This is a genomic window from Streptomyces sp. CBMA29 (genome assembly GCF_014596445.1).
In the GTDB taxonomy this organism is placed as follows: domain Bacteria; phylum Actinomycetota; class Actinomycetes; order Streptomycetales; family Streptomycetaceae; genus Actinacidiphila.
The window spans coordinates 1-16,946 of record NZ_MECL01000023.1 but is presented as its reverse complement, the minus strand read 5'-3'; the positions used below and the strand labels follow the sequence as shown (position 1 = coordinate 16,946).

The window sequence follows — 16,946 nt, the reverse complement described above, 5'->3', positions numbered from 1 at the left end:
GGAGGAATAATCCCAGTCGCGCACAGCGTCCTCGCTGTGTTCTGTTCTTCAAAGGAACCTCGTCTCGTAACGAGACGGGGTATCAACATATCTGGCGTTGACTTTTGGCACGCTGTTGAGTTCTCAAAGAACGGAAGCTTCCTTCAGACCGTTTCACCGGCCCTCCGGGCTTTCCCTTCGTGTTTCCAACCCTACCAGATCCGCTGTGCGTTTCCGGCCCCTGATTGGATCGGGGTTTGTTTCCCGCCTTTCGGCGTGCCCACTACGTTAGCCCATTTCCCGGGCGACTCATAATCGAGTCCATCGAATTAGATTTTGGCGCACCAAAATGCAGCCCGATGATCGGGAAGACGTAGGTAGTGGGTGGCCGCCCGGTGCGGTAGGGGCTGATGTGAACCATCCCCACCGTTTTGGCGGCTTGGACTACGTTACGCACGAGCGGCGACCGAGTCAAGCTCGGTCGCCGCTCAAACGTAGATTTCCAGCCGTGTCAAGCGAGTTCGACCGCTCCGAGGTTCTTCTTGCCCCGGCGCAGTACCAGCCAACGCCCGTGGATCAGATCGGAGTCGACGGGAACCGCGTCCTCGCTGGTCACCTTGGTGTTGTTGAGGTACGCGCCGCCTTCCTTGATGGTGCGGCGGGCGGCGGACTTGCTCGGGACCAGCTCGATCAGGGCCAACAGGTCGGCCACCGGGGCCAGTTCGCTGACCTGCGCCTTCGGGAGTTCGCTGAGCGCGGCGGCCAGGGTGGCCTCGTCCAGGTCGGCGAGTTCGCCCTGGCCGAAAAGTGCCTTGGAAGCGGCGATCACGCCGGCGCACTGGTCGGCGCCGTGCACCAGCGTCGTCAGCTCCTCGGCGAGGGCGCGCTGGGCCGCGCGGGCCTGCGGGCGTTCCTCGGTCGAGCGTTCCAGCTCCTCGATCTCCGCCCGCGAGGCGAAGCTGAAGATGCGCAGGAAGGTGGCGATGTCGCGGTCGTCGGCGTTCAGCCAGAACTGGTAGAAGGCGTACGGCGTGGTCATCTCCGGGTCGAGCCAGATGGCGCCGCCCTCGGTCTTGCCGAACTTGGTGCCGTCCGCCTTGGTGATCAGCGGGGTGGCCAGCGCGTGCACCGAGGCGCCCTCGACGCGGTGGATGAGGTCGATGCCCGCCGTGAGGTTGCCCCACTGGTCGCTGCCGCCGGTCTGGAGCGTGCAGCCGTACCTCCGGTACAGCTCCAGGAAGTCCATGCCCTGGAGGATCTGGTAGCTGAACTCCGTGTAGCTGATGCCCTGGTCGGAGTTGAGCCGGCGGGCGACGGCTTCCTTGCTGATCATCTTGTTCACGCGGAAGTGCTTGCCGATGTCGCGCAGGAACTCGATGGCCGACAGGCCAGACGTCCAGTCCAGGTTGTTCACCATGGTCGCGGCGTTGGGCCCCTCGAAGGAGAGGTAGGGCTCGATCTGGGCGCGTACCCGCTCGACCCACTCCGCGACGACCTCGGGCGCGTTCAGCGTGCGCTCGGCCGACGGCTTGGGGTCGCCGATCAGACCGGTGGCGCCGCCGACCAGGCCGAGCGGGCGGTGGCCGGCGAGCTGGAGGCGGCGGATGGTCAGGATCTGGACCAGGTTGCCGAGGTGCAGGCTGGGCGCGGTCGGGTCGAAGCCGCAATAGACCGTGACGGGGCCGTCCGCGAACGCCTTGCGCAATGCGTCCTCGTCAGTGGAAACGGCGATCAGCCCTCGCCACCGCAGCTCGTCGACGATGTCCGTCACGGGTCTCGTGTCTCCCTCTTGTGGGTGCTGGGGGTCGGATACGGCTTCGCGTAACCGGTGCGTGAAGCGTGTCCGAGCGTACGCGGTTCCGGCCAGTCGTTTATCGACGCTTGCGCGGGGCGTGGGCGCGGTAGGGGCTGACGGTGGGGTCGCCGTCGATCCAGTAGCGCCAGGGGTGGCCCGCGCCCGCGCCGCCGACGCCGGTGCGCGGGCCGGTGCGGACGAGGGCGGGCGGGGGCGGGGTCCCGGTGAGGATGCGCAGCGGTCCGTCGGGTCCGCAGGCGTCGGCTCCGTTGAGCGCGCGGTCGACGGCCAGTGCGGTGGCGAGCCGGGCGGGTCCCTGGGCGAGGTCGCTGTCCTTGCGGGAGGCGGGGCGGTGGGCGCGGGCGAGGTCGGCGCCGGTGGTGATCTCGCCGCCGCGCAGCAGGACTCCGCTGGGGGTGCCTTCGGGACCGCAGACGAGGTTGAGGCAGAACCACATGCCGTAGGTGAAGTAGACGTAGGTGTGTCCGGGCGGGCCGAACATCACGGCGTTGCGGTCGGTGCGGCCCCGGTAGGCGTGGGAGCCGGGGTCGTTGGGGCCGTCGTACGCCTCGACTTCGGTGAGGCGCAGGGTGACCGGGCCTTGGTCGGTGGTGCGGACCAGGGTGCGGCCGAGCAGGTCGGGGGCGATGTCCAGGACCGGTCGGTCGAAGAACGCCCGGTCGAGCGGGACCTGTTCGGGTGGCGTGATCACGGTTGAGGAGCGTAGTGGAACCGGACGGGTCGTCCCGGCGTTCGTAGAGTTCGCACAGCGTGAGCCAGTGGATGCGGTCAGGGAGAGTGCGTATGGGGTTCAGGAAGATGATGGCGAGTCTCGGGGCCGGCGGGGCGTCGGTGGAGACGGAGCTGCACCAGGCCGATGTGGTGCCCGGCGGGGTGGTCGAGGGTTCGGTTCGGGTGCAGGGCGGTTCGGTCGAGCAGCGGATACAGGGGCTGACGGTCGGGTTGCAGGCGCGCGTGGAGGTGGAGCGCAGGGACGCGCAGGGCAATGAGACGGAGTCCTTGCAGAACATCGAGTTCCATACGCAGCGGGTCGCCGGTGAGTTCACGGTGCGGCCGGGGGCGGTGCACGATGTGCCGTTCTCGTTGGAGGTGCCGTGGGAGACGCCGGTGACGATGTTCATGGGGCGGCAGCTCACGGGGATGAACGTGGGGGTGACGACGGAGTTGCAGATCGCCCGCGCGGTGGACAAGGGGGATCTGGATCCGGTGAACGTCCACCCGCTGCCCGCGCAGGAGGCGCTGCTCGACGCGTTCGGGCGGCTGGGGTTCGCCTTCCGCAGCGCGGATCTGGAGAAGGGGACGATGCGGAACACGCGGCAGCGGCTGCCGTTCTACCAGGAGATCGAGTTCCGTACGCCGGAGCAGTACCGGGGGCTCAAGGAGGTGGAGCTGACGTTCGTCTCGGACGGCGAGGAGATGGATGTCGTCCTGGAGATGGACAGGAAGCCGGGGCTGTTCGGCGGGGGCAGTGACACGTACCGCTCCTTCACGATGAGCATGCACTCCTTCGAGGAGACGGACTGGGCGGCGTATCTGCACCAGTGGCTCGCCGAGGTGGGCGGCAAGCGGAACTGGTTCTGACGGCGGGCCTAGGCTCGGGGCGGAATCAACCGTGTGCGATACAGGAGGTGTCGAGGTGACCGAGCAAGCGCGACGGCCGCTCCCCCATGACTTCCACCCGCAGGTGCCGGAGTTCACCGTGGTGAGCGACGACGTGGTACCGGGCGGGGTACTCAAGGACGATCAGGTATACGCGGCGGGCAATGTCTCGCCGCAGCTTCGGTGGGAGGGGTTCCCGGCCGGGACGAAGAGCTTCGCCGTCACGTGCTACGACCCGGACGCGCCAACCGGCAGCGGTTTCTGGCACTGGGTGCTGTTCGACATCCCGGCGTCGGTGACGGAGCTGCCGCGCGGTGCGGGTTCCAGCGGTTTCCCGGGGCTGCCCGCGGGCGCGGTGCACGCGCGGAACGACTACGGGACGCGGGACTTCGGTGGCGCGGCGCCGCCGCCCGGTGACGGGTCGCACCGCTATGTGTTCACGGTCTACGCGGTGGACACCGAGAAGCTGGGCCCGGACGCGGACGCCTCACCGGCGTTCGTCGGGTTCAATCTGCGCTTCCACTCGCTGGGCAGGGCGCAGTTGATCGGTGAGTACGAGGTGCGGGCCGGCGGCTGAGCCCGCCGGTTTGTCGCGCTGAGCGCTCGGGATATTACGTTGCGCTCCGCCGTTCCCCCGTCGCACAGTGGTGCCTGCCTGACGACGTGACCACCGTCCTCAGGCTGTCGGCACCGCGGTGGCGGGGGCGGCCGGGCGTCTGTGTCCGCCGTCTGCCGGAGTTCGGTCTGCGGGCCGGGCGTCCACGCCGACGGACGCGCTCCGGGTGCCCGTTCTACACGGGGGACGGCACCCGGAGCGCAGACCTCCTCCGCCTCTCCCCCTCCCGAATGAACAGCACATTTCCGGCTGCCCATCATCCGGTTGCGGCCGTGAAATTGCGTTGTCGGCGGCCGTGTCCCGGGGTCACAGTGGATCCACTTCGCCATGGGGGCGGGGCAGGGCCCGGGAGGTGGGCGGGATGCGTGAGACGCTGGTGCTGAATGCGAGCTTCGAGCCGCTGTCGACGGTGTCGCTGCGGCGTGCTGTCGTGCTGGTGATGCAGGACAAGGCCGTCGTGGAGCAGGCGCATCCCGGGCTGCGCATCCGTGCCGCCGCGGTGGAGGTTCCGGTGCCGCAGGTGATCAGGCTCTGCCGGTACGTGCGGGTGCCGTTCCGACAACGGGCCCCGTGGTCGCGGCGCGGTGTGCTGGTACGTGACCGGCACCGGTGCGCGTACTGCGGGCGCAGGGCCACCACGGTCGACCACGTGCAGCCGAAGTCGCGCGGGGGTGGTGACACCTGGCTGAACACGGTGGCCGCGTGCGGCGAGGACAATCAGCGCAAGGCGGACCGTACTCCCGAGCAGGCGGGGATGCGGCTGCTGGTCCGGCCGTTCGAGCCGACGCCGGCGGACACGCTGCTGTTGGCGCTGGGGGTGCGGGACGGGTTCGGGCTGCCGGAGTGGCTGCCCGTTCCGGCCTCGGCCTGAGCGGCCTTCGCGTAAGGGGAAGTGCGGTCTTGGGGCCGTGAGGTGGTGACGGGGCGGGGCCCTTCCCTTCGGGGAGGGGCCCTATTTCAGCAGGAGTTGGACGATCGCGGCGGTGCCGACGACGACGATGAGTCCACGCAGGGCGGCGGGCGGGAGGCGGCGGCCGACGCGGGCGCCGATCAGGCCGCCGATGACGGCGCCGCCCGCGATGAGGCCGACGGCGGTCCAGTTCATGTGGGCGACGATGATGAAGAACAGGGCCGCGACCCCGTTGACGATGGCGGCGAGGACGTTCTTCATGCCGTTCGTGCGTTGCAGGGACTCGTTGAGCGCCAGGCCCATCAGGGAGAGGTACAGCACGCCCTGGGCGGCGCCGAAGTAACCGCCGTACATGCTGGCGAGCAGCATGCCGACGACGAGGGCGGGGCCGCCGTGGGCGGGGGCCTGGGCGCCGGTACGGTCGCGGCGGGCCTGGACGGCGCGGGCCAGCCGGGGTTGCAGCACGACCAGGACGAGCGCGATGGCGATGAGGACGGGGACGATCGCCTTGAACGCCGTGGACGGCAGGGTGACGAGCAGGACGGCGCCGATGAGTCCGCCGACGAGGGCGACGGCGCCGAGCCGCAGCAGGCGCGGTCGCTGGCCCTGGAGTTCGCCGCGGTAGCCGATGGCGCCGGTGATCGAACCGGGCACCAGGCCCAGTGAGTTGGACACGTTGGCCGTGACGGGCGGCAGCCCGACGGCGAGCAGGACGGGGAAGGTGATCAGCGTCCCCGAGCCGACGATGGTGTTGATGGTGCCCGCGCCGATTCCGGCCGCGAACACGGCGAGGGCTTCCGGCAGAGTCATGCGTTCTCTCCATGATCTTCGCGCGTCCTCCCCGCCGTTGAGGTCGAGGGGTGCGCGGCGATCATGTCATAGGGGGTTGACGGGCTGGGCCCGGCTCAGTCCTTGTCGAAGGGCGGGGACTCGCGGCGCGGGGCGGGCGCGGTGGCGTTGGCGGCGGGCTCCAGTGAGGAGCCGTTGCCGGGCGAGCCGGGGAGGTTGACGATGCCGCCGAGGCCCTTGAGCGCGTCGTTCAGTTCGCTGGGGATGATCCACAGCTTGTTGGCGTCGCCCTGGGCTATCTTCGGCAGCATCTGGAGGTACTGGTAGGCGAGGAGTTTCTGGTCCGGGTCGCCCGCGTGGATCGACTCGAAGACCGTGCGGATCGCCTGGGCCTCACCTTCGGCGCGCAGGGCCGCGGCCTTGGCGTCACCTTCCGCGCGCAGGATCGAGGACTGCTTCTCGCCCTCCGCGGTGAGGATCTGGGACTGCCGGATGCCCTCCGCGGTGAGGATCGCGGCGCGCTTGTCGCGGTCGGCGCGCATCTGCTTCTCCATCGAGTCCTGGATGGAGGTCGGCGGTTCGATCGCCTTCAGCTCGACGCGGTTGACGCGGATGCCCCACTTGCCGGTGGCCTCGTCCAGGACGCCGCGCAGTGCCGCGTTGATCTCCTCGCGGGAGGTCAGGGTCCGCTCCAGGTCCATGCCGCCGATGATGTTGCGGAGCGTGGTGACGGTGAGCTGCTCGATGGCCTGGATGTAGCTGGCGACCTCGTACGTCGCGGCGCGGGCGTCGGTCACCTGGTAGTAGATGACGGTGTCGATGTTGACCACCAGGTTGTCCTGGGTGATCACCGGCTGCGGCGGGAACGGCACGACCTGTTCGCGCAGGTCGATGCGGTTGCGGATGGTGTCGATGAACGGCACCACGATGTTGAGGCCGGCGCTGAGGGTCCGGGTGTAGCGGCCGAAGCGCTCGACGATGGCGGCGCTGGCCTGCGGAATCACCTGGACCGTCTTGATCAGCGCGATGAAGACGAGCACCACCAGGATGATCAGGACGATGATGATGGGCTGCATGTCCACTCCCCGCGCGGGTCGGCTGCGGGAGTACGACGTACTCCGGCATGATCAATTCTGGCAGAACGGCCGCCTGTCGCGGGCGGGTTCGGTGATTTCCCGGCCCTCGTCGGCGACGCTCCGCTGTCGGACGACTGTTGGACGACTCAGATGACGACGGCGGTCGCTCCGTCGATCTCCACCACGTCCACCTGCTGCCCCGGGTCGTAGACCCGGCCGTGCTCCAGGGCGCGGGCCGACCAGACCTCTCCGCCGAGTTTGATCCGTCCGTTGGCACCGCCGTCGACGCGTTCCAGGACGACGGCCTGCTTGCCCTTGAGGGCGTCGACACCGCTGCGCTGTTCCGGGCGTTGCCGGTTGCGGTACGCGATGGGCCGTACGAAGACCAGCAGCGCGACCGAGACGACGACGAAGACGATCACCTGGGCGACGATCCCGCCGCCCATTCCGGCCGTGACCGACCCGGCCACCGCTCCGACGGCGAACATCCCGAATTCGGGCATCGCCGTGATCACCAGCGGTATCCCGAGGCCCACTGCCGCTATCAGCCACCACACCCATGCGTCCACGTCGCCAATCGTAGGCGTGCGGAGGGCGGTTGCGGCAGTACGCAATCGAAACGCGGACGAAAACCCTTCAGGACAGCGGCAGTCCGGCGGCCGTCCAGCGGTCGCCGCGGCGCTCGACGACCAGCGGGAGGCCGAAGCAGCGGGACAGGTTGCGGGAGGTGAGTTCGAGGTCGATCGGTCCCGCGGCGACGACCTTGCCCTGCTGGATCATCAGGACGTGGGTGAAGCCGGGGGCGATCTCCTCGACGTGGTGGGTGACCATGATCATCGAGGGGGCGATGGGGTCGCGGGCCAGCCGGCCGAGGCGGCGGACCAGGTCCTCGCGTCCGCCGAGGTCGAGACCGGCGGCGGGCTCGTCGAGCAGCAGCAGTTCGGGGTCGGTCATCATCGCGCGGGCGATCAGGGTGCGCTTGCGCTCGCCCTCGGACAGGGTGCCGAACTTGCGGCCGAGGTACTCGCTCATCCCGAGCCGGTCGAGGAACGCGCGGGCGCGGTCCTCGTCGACCTGCTCGTATCCCTCGTTCCAGGTGGCGGTCATGCCGTACGCGGCGGTGAGGACGGTCTCCAGGACCGTCTGCCTGCGCGGCATCTTGTCGGCCATGGCGGCGCCCGCCATGCCGATCCGCGGCCGGAGTTCGAACACGTCCACGTTGCCGAGCTTGTCGCCGAGGATCTGGACGGTGCCGGCGGTGGGGAAGAGATAGCTGGACGCGACGTTGAGCAGGGTGGTCTTGCCCGCCCCGTTGGGTCCGAGGATGACCCAGCGTTCCCCCTCGGCGACCGACCACGACACATGGTCCACCAGAGCCCGTCCGTCGCGGACCACGGATACGTCCACCAGCTCCAGCACATCGCTCATGAGCGCGTTGTCTCCCATTGCAGTCTCGGCTGTCTGCCGTGTGCGCGGGTAGGCACCGGCAGAAGGATCCCCCGGGGAAAACTTACGCCACCGCGCGACGGGTCCGTTCCATAGGCTGGGGGCATGCTTGATGAACCTCGCTCAGGGCGGCTGACCGCGTGGGGAAATGCCCTGCTTGCCGGACTTGCCGCCCCCGATGACATCGCACAGGAGATCACGGCGGACGACGCCGTGCACCGGATCTCGGGGCTGCCGGGTGAGCACGTCCCGGTGGGGCTGACGCTGGGGCTCGGCAGGCTGCGCGCGCTGGGCGTGACCGGGCTGCGGCTCGCGCTGCCGGTCTCCGGGCATCCGCTGGGGCTGAGCGGGCCGCCGGAGTTCAACGCACGGGCGCTGGCCGCGGGCGAGGCGGTGGTCACCGTCGGCGGCGCGGCGCTCGGTCTGGTGCCCGAGGTCCGCGAGGCGGGCCCCGCAGGCGATGTGCACGTCGAGGTCGAGTGGCGGTGCCTGCCGGTACGGGACGCGCCGCCCGCCGACGTACCGTCGCTGAGCGAGGCGGAGCGGGAGCTGGCCGAGGCGCTGCGGGACGCCACGAACGCGCTGGCGCGGCTGGACGTGGCGGGCACGGGTCCGTCCGCGCACGCGGCGCTCGAGGCGTACCGGGCGCGCGCCGAGCGCGGCGGCGAGGTGCTCGCGCCGGGTTATCCGCCGCGTGCGGTACGGGTGCTGGCGCTGGCGCAGCGGGTCGCGGCGCTGGTGGAGATCGCCTCCGACGGGCACGGCGCGGCGGTGAGCGCGTCGCAGATCGCGGCGCGGGCGGAGCTGCTGCGGCCGGTGGAGCGTACGGCGCGCAGGGCGCAGGTGGCGGCGTACAACGCGTATGTCGAGGAGGCGGAGCGGCGCAGGACCTGACGTCCCACGGGGCGGTGCGGCGGCGCGTGGGGAGGCCCCGCGGTCACGGGTAGGGATCCCGTGCCGCGGGGCCTTCGGCGAGCCGGGACGGAAGTCCGCGTCGTCCGTGGTTACTTGTTGACGGCGACGTTGCCGAACGCCGGGTTCAGCAGGCCGATCACGTTCACCGAGTTGCCGCTGAGGTTGACCGGGATGTGCACCGGAACCTGCACCAGGTTGCCGGAGCCCACGCCCGGGGACTTCACGGCGGTGCCGCACGCGTCGGCGCCGCTGGCGGCGGAGGCCACACCGGTACCGGCGACGGCCAGGCCGCCCGCCACGAGGGTGACGGTCGCGGCCTTCTTGAGGTTCATCACTTCGAACTTCCTCTTTGCTGGGGGCACCTCCCAGCCGCAGCTGGGGGAGCACCGCGGCGGTCCGCCGCGGTACGCCATGCAGAACGGGCCACCGCCGATCAGGTTGCGCCGTTCGGACGACATACACCCGACAGTATGAATCTCACTCCGCCGAACGGATGCCCGCACGGACAGGTGGCCGGTGGCCCGCACGGGTACGCGGTAGGCGGTAGGCGGTCCGCACGGACAGGTGGACGGTCGCGCCGCGAGCGGGCCCGCGCTCCCCCGTCAGTTCCCCACGCCGTTGCGCACCGCCCACAGCGCGGCCTGGGTGCGGTCGGCGAGGTCGAGCTTCATGAGGATGTTGGAGACGTGGGTCTTCACCGTCTTCTCGGAGAGCACCAGCGCGCGGGCGATCTCCCGGTTGGAGCGGCCGTCGGCGATCAGGCCGAGGACCTCGCGCTCCCGCTCGGTCAGCGCGTTGCCCCGGCCCTGGCCGGTGCCGCCCTGCTCCTGGGAGAGCAGCGCGCCCGCGACCTCGGGCTGGAGCAGGACGTGCCCGGCGTGCACGGAGCGGATGGCGTCGGCGAGCGCGACCGGGTCGACGTCCTTGTAGACGTATCCGGCGGCGCCCGCCCGCAGCGCGGGGACGACGGTGCGCTGTTCGGTGAAGCTGGTCACGATCAGCACCCGTGCCGGGTTCTCGGCGTCGCGCAGCAGCCGCAGCGCCTCGATGCCGTCGACGCCGGGCATCTTGACGTCCATCAGGATCACGTCGGGCCGCAGTTCCTGCGCGCGGGCCACGCCTTCCTCGCCGTCGCCCGCCTCGCCGACCACCTCGATGTCGCCCTGCACTTCGAGGAAGGTGCGCAGCCCCCTGCGGACGACCTGGTGGTCATCGACCAGCAACACGCGGATGGTGTTCTCAGCCACCGGGCACCTCCATCTCGATGACGGTGCCCTTGCCGGGCTCCGATTGCACGGTGAGACTGCCGCCGACGCCGCCGGCCCGGTCCCGCATGGAGACCAGTCCGAGGTGCCGTCCGGCCCGGCGGACCGCGGTGGGGTCGAAGCCGCGGCCGTCGTCGCGGATCCGCAGCAGCGCGCCCTTGCCGTGGCCTTCCAGGATGACGTCCACGGCGTCGGCGTGCGCGTGCCGCAGGGCGTTGTGCATCGCTTCCTGGGCGACCCGCAGCAGCGCCTCCTCCTGCGCGGCGGGCAGCGCCCTGACCCGGACGGCGTGGAAGCTGACGTCGGCGGAGTGGACCCGGTCCAGGACGTCGGCCTGGGTGCGCAGGGTGGCGACGAGGCCGTCCTCGTCCAGGGCGGCCGGGCGCAGTTCCACCACGACGGCGCGCAGTTCGTCGGCGGCCTCGGCGGCGAGCGCCGCGACCTGCTTCAGTTCGCCCTTGGCGCGCGCCGGGTCGCAGTCGACGAGCGCGGCGGCGGCCTGGGCGGTCAGCCGCAGCGAGAAGAGTTTCTGCGAGACGGCGTCGTGCAGTTCGTGCGCGATCCTGGCCCGCTCCCCCGCGAGTGTCAGCTCGCGGCTGCGCTCGTAGAGCCGGGCGTTGGTCAGGGCGATCGCGGCGTGGTCGGCGAGGATGCGCAGCAGGTCCTCGTCGTCCTCGGTGAAGCCGCAGGTGCCGTCGGCGCCGCGGGCCCCGCCGGGGCCGCACTTCTTGTTGGCGAGGAAGAGCGCGCCGAGGATCTCGTCGCCGTCGACCACCGGCATGCCGATGAAGTCGCGCATGTCGGGGTGGTGCTTGGGCCAGCCCTGGAAATCCTCGAAGGTGCGGACGTCGGCGAGCCGCAGCGGGGTCGCCTCGTGCAGGATCGCGGCGAGGATGCCGTGCTGCCGCGGCAGCGGGCCGATGGCCTTCCACTCCTCGTCGCTGACGCCGTCGACCACGAACTGCGCGAAGCCGCCGTGGTCGTCGGGGACGCCCAGCGCCGCGTATTCGGCGTCGAGCAGCTCGCGGGCGGACTCGACGATCGTCTGGAGGACGTCGCGCACCTCCACCTGGCGGCTCATCGCCAGGACCGCGGCGCTGACCGCTTCGATTCCGCCTCGTGGCGGCCGGATGGGCATGTCTCCACCGTACCGGCGCAGGGTGACGGTCCGTATGCGCCGCCGGACCGACCGCCCTCGGTCGTGTGGCCTAGTTCCAAGTGACCGTCAGGCGTGCGGCGGGCGGCCGAGGCGGGTGCGGCCGGGGCGTTCCTACGGTGAGGGTACGAGGTGGTCCGGCGGACGGCCGGGCTCCGCTGCGGAGGGCTGGATCATGCCGGTAGCGATCATCACGGGGGCGTCGCGGGGACTGGGGCGGGCGCTGGCCGCCGAGCTGGCGGGGCGCGGCTGGGACCTCGTGCTGGACGGGCGGAACGCGGACGCGCTGCGGTCGGCCGCGGCGGACCTGGAACCGTACGGCGCGGATCACGCCGGGGACGCGGCGGTACGACCACGGGTGCGGGCGGTGCCGGGTGATGTGACGGCGGCGGGGCACCGGGCGGAGCTGGTGGCGGCGGCGCGCGGGCTGGGCGGGGTGGACCTGCTGGTGAACAACGCGAGCGCGCTGGGCGCTGAGCCGCTGGTGCCGCTGGCCGAGCTGCCGGTGGCGGGGCTGCGGGAGGCGCTGGAGACGAATGTGACGGCGCCGCTCGCGCTGGTGCAGGAGGCGCTGCCGCTGCTGCGGGCCGCGGGCGGCGCGGTGCTGAACGTCAGCTCGGACGCGGCGGTGGAGGCGTATCCGACCTGGGGCGGGTACGGGGCGAGCAAGGCGGCGCTCGACCACATGTCGGCGGTGCTGGCCGAGGAGGAGCCGGGGCTGCGGGTGTGGTGGGTGGACCCGGGCGATCTGCGGACCGGGCTGTACGCGGCGGCCGTGCCCGACGACGCGGACTTCGCCGCCCGGCCGCTGCCGGAGTCGGTGGCCCCGGCCTTCCTGCGGCTGCTCGACGAGGCCGCGCCCAGCGGGCGCTACACCGCCCCGGTTCTGCTGGAGGCGCGATGAGTGCGGTACGGGCGGACGCGCGGGCGGCGCGGCCCGCGAAGGACTCCGGACGGGGGTCCGCGAAGGACCCCTATATAAAGAGGACAGGAGTGGGCAATAAGGACATCGGCCGGGGCAAGGACTCGGGCACGGCCGGGGCACCACGGGCCGGGCTGGCCGGGCTGCGCGTCCCGGACTCGCTGCTCGCGACGGCCCCGGCCGCCCGCCGGGACGCGGTACGGCTGCTGGTCGGCGAGCAGCGCACCGGCGCGGTCACCCACCACGGCTTCCGCGACCTGCCGAAGCTGCTGCGCGCCGGTGACGTCCTGGTGGTGAACACCTCGCGGACGCTGCCCGCGGCCGTGGACGGGCGGCTCGACGGACAGCCGGTGGTGGTGCACTGGTCCACCCGCGGGGACGACGGCCGCTGGGTGGTGGAGGTCCGCGACCCGGACGGGCACGGGGCGACGGTCCGCAGGGCCGGCGGTCCCGCGGGCGCGGTGGTCGAGCTGCGCGCCGGGGCCCGGCTGGTACTGGAGGAGCCGCTTGACCCGGCCGGGGACCGGCTGTGGGTGGCCGCGCCTTCGCTGCCTGACCCGGTCGCGTACATGCGGCGGTACGGGCGGCCGATCCGGTACGGCTACACCGACCGGGACCAGCCGCTGGCCGCGTACCAGACGGTGTTCTCCGCCCGGTCGACCGGCGGCCTCGGCTCCGCGGAGATGCCGAGCGCCGGGCGGCCCTTCACCACGTCGCTGGTGACGGAGCTGGTCTGCCGGGGTGTGCAGGTCGCGCCGATCACCCTGCACACGGGGGTGGCGTCGGTCGAGGCGCACGAGCCGCCGTACGCCGAGCCGTACACCGTGTCGGCGGCGACGGCCTGGCAGGTGAACGCGGCGCGCGCGGCGGGCGGCCGGGTGGTGGCGGTGGGGACGACGGCCGTACGGGCGCTGGAGTCGGTGGCGGACGAGCGCGGTGCGGTGCGGCCCGGCAGCGGCTGGACGGAGCTGGTGGTGACCCCGGAGCGCGGGGTGCGCGCGGTGGACGGGCTGCTGACCGGACTGCACGAGCCGGAGGCGTCGCACCTGTTGATGCTGCGGGCGCTGTCGGGTGAGCTGCTGCTGGAGCGGGTCTACGCCGAGGCGCTGCGCGGCGGCTACCTCTGGCACGAATTCGGCGACGTCAATCTCCTGCTGCCATAAACGTCACATAAAGCACCCCTTCCGTCACCTTGGGCGACGGAGGGGGTGACGGCGTGTGAGGTGACCTATAGGACGTACGTCACATACTAAGCCGCCTAGTGGAAAGGGCGCCTCAAGCCGCTGTCCGGGGGAATACCGATTCCGATTTGTCCCTCGGCCGTCTACGAATGGAGTTCGTAGGAACGCTCGTTGACCTCCGTTTTCCGGCCCTCTAAGAATTCTCGGGTCCGCTAACGGAAGAGGTTTATTCCTATGCAGCTCCCCACGATCCCGAAGATCGGCCGGCTTACCAAGACCCACAAGATCACGGCGGCCGGCGCCGTCGCCGCGACCGCTGTCGTCCTGGCCGTCACCGGTCTCCAGGGGACCGGCGGGACTGCCTCCGCCGCGGTCGGTGACCCCACCGGCTTCCAGGTCTCCACCGGCGAGCAGGTCAAGAGCATCCAGGCGCAGGCCGGCATCGCCTCCGAGCGCGCGATCACCGAGGCCACGGCGAAGAAGAAGGCCGCGGCCGAGGCGGCCAGGAAGAAGGCGGCCGACGAGGCCGCCGCCAAGAAGAAGGCCGCCGCCGACGCCGCGGCGAAGAAGAAGGCGGCAGCGGACGCCGCCGCCAAGAAGGCCGCCGCCGACGCGGCAGCCAAGAAGAAGGCCGCGGCCGACGCCGCCGCGCAACGCGCCAAGGACACGGCCGCCGCGAACCGCTCCACGACGCGTACCGCCGTGCAGGCCACCCCGCAGGCGAGCACCACGGCGAGCACCACGGCCACGACCACGTACACCAACGACCTGGACGGCTGGATCAAGCAGTCGCTGGCGATCATGGCCCAGAAGGGGATTCCCGGCAGCTACGACGGGATTTACCGCAACATCATGCGCGAGTCGAGCGGCAACCCGCAGGCGATCAACCTGTGGGACTCCAACGCCGCCGCCGGTATTCCGTCCAAGGGCCTGCTCCAGACCATCGACCCGACCTTCCAGAGCTACCACGTCGACGGAACCTCGTGGGACATCTACGACCCGGTCGCGAACATCACCGCCGCCTGCAACTACGCGGCGGCGAACTACGGATCGATCGACAACGTGGACTCCGCTTACTGATCCACGATCCACGCGTTCCGGTCCAACAGCCGCAGCGCGAAAGGGCGGTGGGACCTTTCGGTCCCACCGCCCTTTCGGCGTATTCGGATTCGCTACTTCCGCATGACCTCAGGCTCGTGGCGGCGCAGCAGCCGCGAGACCACGATGCCGCAGACGACGCCGAGCAGCACCAGGACGGCCATGTCGATGGTCCACTGGCTCGCGGTGTGCTTCCACAGCGCGTCGGGGTTGCCCGGGTCCCACGGCATGATCACGTTGAGATTCGCCGTCGTGCCGAGCGCGGCCACCGCCCACCTGGCGGGCATCAGCCAGGCGAACTGCTCGATGCCGGGCGAGTCGTAGAGCTGGAAGAGCACGCCGGTGAACACCACCTGGACGATGGCGAACATGACCAGCAGCGGCATCGTCTTCTCCGCGGTCTTCACCAGCGAGGAGATGATCAGGCCGAACATCATCGAGGTGAAGCCGAGTCCGATGATGGCCAGGGTCATCTCGACCGCGGGCTGGCTCTTCATGACGACGCCCTCGGTGGGCATCGCGCGCGGCGCGAATCCGATGCCGCAGATGACGGCGCCCTGCACCGCGGTGATCAGGCCGAGCACGATGACCTTGGACATCAGATACGCCGAACGCGACAGGCCGGTGGCCCGTTCCCGTTCGTAGATGACCCGTTCCTTGATCAGCTCGCGGACGGAGTTGGCGGCGCCGGAGAAGCAGGCGCCCACCGCGAGGATCAGCAGGATCGTGCCCGCGTCCTTGTTGACGCCGTGCGCCTTGACCGGTCCGGGGCCCAGGCCGCTGGCCGCCGGGATGACGACGCTGACCACACCGAGCACCGCGGGCAGGATGAACATCAGCGCGATGAAGCCGCGGTCGGAGGCGATCACCGACATGTAGCGGCGGATCAGGGTGACGAGCTGCGGCAGCCACGCCTGCGGCTTGGGCGGCCTGGCCACCTGGTGCGGGATGACCGGCGCCTGCTGCGGGGCCGACTGGTCCAGCTCCGCGGCGTACATCTGGTAGTGCTGCGAGCCGTGCCAGCGGCCCGACCAGTCGTAGTCGCGGTAGTTCTCGAAGGCGGAGAAGACATCGGCCCAGGTTTCGTAGCCGAAGAAGTTCAGCGCCTCGTCCGGCGGGCCGAAGTAGGCGACCGAGCCGCCGGGGGCCATCACCAGCAGCTTGTCGCAGAGCGCCAGTTCGGCGACGGAGTGGGTGACGACCAGGACCGTACGGCCGTCGTCGGCCAGGCCGCGCAGCAGCTTCATGACGTCGCGGTCCATGCCGGGGTCGAGGCCGGAGGTCGGCTCGTCCAGGAATATCAGCGACGGTTTGGTGAGCAGTTCGAGGGCGACCGAGACGCGCTTGCGCTGGCCGCCGGAGAGCGAGGTGATGCGCTTGTCGGCGTGGATGTCGAGCTTCAGCTCGCGCAGTACCTCGTTGATCCGCGCCTCGCGCTCCGCGGACGCGGTGTCACCGGGGAAGCGGAGCTTGGCCGCGTACCGCAGTGCCGTCCTGACCTGGAGTTCCTTGTGCAGGATGTCGTCCTGCGGGACCAGGCCGATGCGCTGCCGCAGCTCGGCGAACTGCTTGTACAGGTTGCGGTTGTCGTACAGCACCTCGCCCTGGTCGGCGGGGCGGTAGCCGGTGAGCGCGCGCAGCAGCGTGGACTTGCCGGAGCCGGACGGGCCGATGACGCCGATCAGCGACTTCTCCGGAACGCCGAAGGAGACGTCCTTGAGGATCTGCTTGGTCACCTTGCCGTGCGGCACGGTGACGGTCAGGCGGCGGGCCGAGAAGGAGACCTCGCCGGTGTCGACGAACTCCTCGAGGCGGTCGCCGACCAGCCGGAAGGTGGAGTGGCCGACGCCGACGATGTCGTTGGGGCCGAGCAGATGGCGCTGGATCGGCTGGCCGTTGACGTAGGTGCCGTTGTGGCTGCCGAGGTCGACGATCTCGTAGCGGCCGTCGGGGTGCGCGCGGAACTCCGCGTGGTACCGGGAGACCTGGAGGTCGGAGACGACCAGTTCGTTCTCCAGCGCGCGGCCGATCTTCATGACCCGGCCGAGGGCGAGCTGGTGGAAGGTGGTGGGGCTGCGGACGCCCTGCGGCTGTCCGCCGGCGGGCTGCTGCGGCTGCGCGCGCGGGGCGGGCGGCTGCTGGACCGGCGGCTGACCCCAGCCGCCCTGGCCGCCCTGG

The 16,946-nt window shown here is 70.7% G+C and carries 17 protein-coding genes; 7 read left to right on the top strand and 10 right to left on the bottom strand.

All coding sequences use genetic code 11. The annotated features are described in order from the left end of the window. Positions 1-490: 490 nt before the first annotated feature. Both tyrS and BGM09_RS03395 read right to left on the bottom strand, forming a co-directional pair. Entirely contained in the window at positions 491-1,750 is a 1,260-nt protein-coding gene (gene tyrS / locus BGM09_RS03400; protein WP_188279866.1) for a tyrosine--tRNA ligase, read from the bottom strand. 100 nt (positions 1,751-1,850) lie between these two features. Continuing rightward, positions 1,851-2,486, bottom strand: a complete 636-nt coding sequence (locus BGM09_RS03395; RefSeq protein ID WP_188279865.1) for a DNA-3-methyladenine glycosylase — start codon at positions 2,484-2,486, stop codon at positions 1,851-1,853. A gap of 92 nt (positions 2,487-2,578) precedes the next feature. On the opposite strand from BGM09_RS03395, the gene BGM09_RS03390 reads away from it, so the two are divergent. The 3 genes from BGM09_RS03390 (at position 2,579) to BGM09_RS03380 (ending at position 4,881) form a co-directional block, all read left to right on the top strand. Further along, positions 2,579-3,376: a sporulation protein gene (locus BGM09_RS03390; protein WP_188279864.1), complete on the top strand. Its 798-nt coding sequence runs from the start codon at positions 2,579-2,581 to the stop codon at positions 3,374-3,376. A gap of 55 nt (positions 3,377-3,431) precedes the next feature. Continuing rightward, positions 3,432-3,971 carry a YbhB/YbcL family Raf kinase inhibitor-like protein gene (locus BGM09_RS03385; protein ID WP_188279863.1) on the top strand — a complete coding sequence of 180 codons (540 nt, stop codon included), beginning with the start codon at positions 3,432-3,434 and terminating at the stop codon, positions 3,969-3,971. Between the two features lie 400 nt (positions 3,972-4,371). Beyond that, positions 4,372-4,881 carry an HNH endonuclease gene (locus tag BGM09_RS03380; protein WP_188279862.1) on the top strand — a complete coding sequence of 170 codons (510 nt, stop codon included), beginning with the start codon at positions 4,372-4,374 and terminating at the stop codon, positions 4,879-4,881. An 81-nt stretch (positions 4,882-4,962) separates the two neighbouring features. Here BGM09_RS03380 and BGM09_RS03375 read toward each other — a convergent pair whose 3' ends face one another. The 4 genes from BGM09_RS03375 to BGM09_RS03360 form a co-directional block, all read right to left on the bottom strand. Next, a complete protein-coding gene (locus tag BGM09_RS03375; RefSeq protein ID WP_188279861.1) occupies positions 4,963-5,730 on the bottom strand; it encodes a sulfite exporter TauE/SafE family protein in 768 nt (255 codons plus the stop codon). Positions 5,731-5,825: 95 nt separating this feature from the next. After that, positions 5,826-6,785 (bottom strand): SPFH domain-containing protein, encoded by a 960-nt coding sequence (locus tag BGM09_RS03370; protein WP_223186249.1) that lies wholly within the window; start codon positions 6,783-6,785, stop codon positions 5,826-5,828. Positions 6,786-6,931: 146 nt separating this feature from the next. Beyond that, a complete protein-coding gene (locus BGM09_RS03365) occupies positions 6,932-7,363 on the bottom strand; it encodes an NfeD family protein (RefSeq protein WP_317452506.1) in 432 nt (143 codons plus the stop codon). Positions 7,364-7,421: 58 nt separating this feature from the next. Beyond that, a complete protein-coding gene (locus BGM09_RS03360) occupies positions 7,422-8,213 on the bottom strand; it encodes an ABC transporter ATP-binding protein (protein ID WP_188279860.1) in 792 nt (263 codons plus the stop codon). 123 nt (positions 8,214-8,336) lie between these two features. Here BGM09_RS03360 and BGM09_RS03355 point away from each other — a divergent pair, with 123 nt between their 5' ends. Further along, the gene (locus BGM09_RS03355) at positions 8,337-9,125 is read left to right on the top strand and encodes a hypothetical protein (protein WP_188279859.1); all 789 of its coding nucleotides are present in this window, start codon (positions 8,337-8,339) and stop codon (positions 9,123-9,125) included. 110 nt (positions 9,126-9,235) lie between these two features. On the opposite strand, the gene BGM09_RS03350 is transcribed toward BGM09_RS03355, so the two are convergent. The 3 genes from BGM09_RS03350 to BGM09_RS03340 form a co-directional block, all read right to left on the bottom strand. After that, positions 9,236-9,481, bottom strand: coding sequence for a chaplin (locus BGM09_RS03350; protein ID WP_188279867.1), 246 nt, complete (start codon positions 9,479-9,481; stop codon positions 9,236-9,238). Between the two features lie 267 nt (positions 9,482-9,748). Continuing rightward, positions 9,749-10,393, bottom strand: coding sequence for a response regulator (locus tag BGM09_RS03345; protein ID WP_093714340.1), 645 nt, complete (start codon positions 10,391-10,393; stop codon positions 9,749-9,751). Then, on the bottom strand, positions 10,386-11,549 hold the full coding sequence (locus BGM09_RS03340) for a GAF domain-containing sensor histidine kinase (RefSeq protein ID WP_188279858.1): 1,164 nt from the start codon (positions 11,547-11,549) through the stop codon (positions 10,386-10,388). Before BGM09_RS03340 ends, BGM09_RS03345 begins: the two co-directional genes overlap by 8 nt. Positions 11,550-11,742: 193 nt before the next feature. On the opposite strand from BGM09_RS03340, the gene BGM09_RS03335 reads away from it, so the two are divergent. The 3 genes from BGM09_RS03335 to BGM09_RS03325 all read left to right on the top strand — a co-directional run bounded on the left by BGM09_RS03335 (position 11,743) and on the right by BGM09_RS03325 (position 14,750). Then, positions 11,743-12,471: an SDR family NAD(P)-dependent oxidoreductase gene (locus tag BGM09_RS03335; RefSeq protein WP_188279857.1), complete on the top strand. Its 729-nt coding sequence runs from the start codon at positions 11,743-11,745 to the stop codon at positions 12,469-12,471. 89 nt (positions 12,472-12,560) lie between these two features. Beyond that, positions 12,561-13,652, top strand: coding sequence for an S-adenosylmethionine:tRNA ribosyltransferase-isomerase (locus tag BGM09_RS03330; RefSeq protein WP_411158248.1), 1,092 nt, complete (start codon positions 12,561-12,563; stop codon positions 13,650-13,652). A gap of 252 nt (positions 13,653-13,904) precedes the next feature. After that, positions 13,905-14,750: a lytic transglycosylase gene (locus tag BGM09_RS03325; RefSeq protein ID WP_188279855.1), complete on the top strand. Its 846-nt coding sequence runs from the start codon at positions 13,905-13,907 to the stop codon at positions 14,748-14,750. Positions 14,751-14,842: 92 nt separating this feature from the next. Here BGM09_RS03325 and BGM09_RS03320 read toward each other — a convergent pair. After that, on the bottom strand, positions 14,843-16,946 hold a 2,104-nt coding region (locus BGM09_RS03320), incomplete at its 5' end, for an ATP-binding cassette domain-containing protein (protein WP_188279854.1).

What these genes read in the sequence shown, in the direction of transcription:
- BGM09_RS03355 (WP_188279859.1), top strand. Translation starts at nt 8,337, where the DNA reads ATGCTTGATGAACCTCGCTCAGGGCGGCTGACCGCGTGGGGAAATGCC.
- BGM09_RS03375 (WP_188279861.1), bottom strand. Translation starts at nt 5,730, where the DNA reads ATGACTCTGCCGGAAGCCCTCGCCGTGTTCGCGGCCGGAATCGGCGCG.
- BGM09_RS03340 (WP_188279858.1), bottom strand. Translation starts at nt 11,549, where the DNA reads ATGCCCATCCGGCCGCCACGAGGCGGAATCGAAGCGGTCAGCGCCGCG.
- BGM09_RS03380 (WP_188279862.1), top strand. Translation starts at nt 4,372, where the DNA reads ATGCGTGAGACGCTGGTGCTGAATGCGAGCTTCGAGCCGCTGTCGACG.
- BGM09_RS03335 (WP_188279857.1), top strand. Translation starts at nt 11,743, where the DNA reads ATGCCGGTAGCGATCATCACGGGGGCGTCGCGGGGACTGGGGCGGGCG.
- BGM09_RS03325 (WP_188279855.1), top strand. Translation starts at nt 13,905, where the DNA reads ATGCAGCTCCCCACGATCCCGAAGATCGGCCGGCTTACCAAGACCCAC.
- BGM09_RS03390 (WP_188279864.1), top strand. Translation starts at nt 2,579, where the DNA reads ATGGGGTTCAGGAAGATGATGGCGAGTCTCGGGGCCGGCGGGGCGTCG.
- BGM09_RS03360 (WP_188279860.1), bottom strand. Translation starts at nt 8,213, where the DNA reads ATGAGCGATGTGCTGGAGCTGGTGGACGTATCCGTGGTCCGCGACGGA.
- BGM09_RS03370 (WP_223186249.1), bottom strand. Translation starts at nt 6,785, where the DNA reads ATGCAGCCCATCATCATCGTCCTGATCATCCTGGTGGTGCTCGTCTTC.